Origin of the sequence: Streptomyces durbertensis (assembly GCF_014156695.1) — a bacterium.
GTDB lineage: Bacteria > Actinomycetota > Actinomycetes > Streptomycetales > Streptomycetaceae > Streptomyces > Streptomyces durbertensis.
In genome coordinates this window covers 1-498 of sequence record NZ_WMLF01000938.1, presented here as the reverse complement: position 1 = coordinate 498, position 498 = coordinate 1, and the positions used below count along the sequence as shown (strand labels likewise).

Below are 498 nucleotides of genomic sequence, written 5' to 3'. Positions count from 1 at the left end.
GTCCCTGCGGTTCTGACGGGAAGTCAGTCTGACGTTGAGTCAGGAACACGAAAGAGGCCCGTTGACCTGCACTTTCGTGCACATCAACGGGCCTCTCGCACCGTCGGGACGGCGGGATTTGAACCCACGACCCCTTGACCCCCAGTCAAGTGCGCTACCAAACTGCGCCACGTCCCGGTGCCTCGGCGGCTTGGGGATCTTGCCCCTTGCCGACCGCGCACGAGAACAATACCGCACTTCGGGGGGTGCTTGCGCGCACCTCCGGGGGTGCAGGTGGGAGCATGGCGGTATGAGTGGGATGCGAGCGGTGACCGCACACACTTCCGAGCTGGACGCCGGCACTCTCCAGACGGCGCGGGCGCTGGTGGAGGAGGCGTTCACGGTGGACTTCTCCGGGGCGGACTGGGAGCACGGGCTCGGTGGGATGCACGCCCTGGTGTGGGAGGAGGGGGAGCTGGTCGCGCACGGGAGTGTGGTGCAGCGGCGGCTGCTGCACGA

At 67.3% G+C, this 498-nt stretch carries 1 tRNA gene and 1 pseudogene; one reads left to right on the top strand and one right to left on the bottom strand.

From position 1 onward, the window contains the following. Nucleotides 1-103: 103 nt before the first annotated feature. A tRNA-Pro gene (locus tag GL263_RS27770) sits at nt 104-177 on the bottom strand. Nucleotides 178-316: 139 nt separating this feature from the next. On the opposite strand from GL263_RS27770, the pseudogene GL263_RS27765 reads away from it, so the two are divergent. Continuing rightward, nucleotides 317-498, top strand: a pseudogene (locus GL263_RS27765) (GNAT family N-acetyltransferase); the annotation flags it as partial.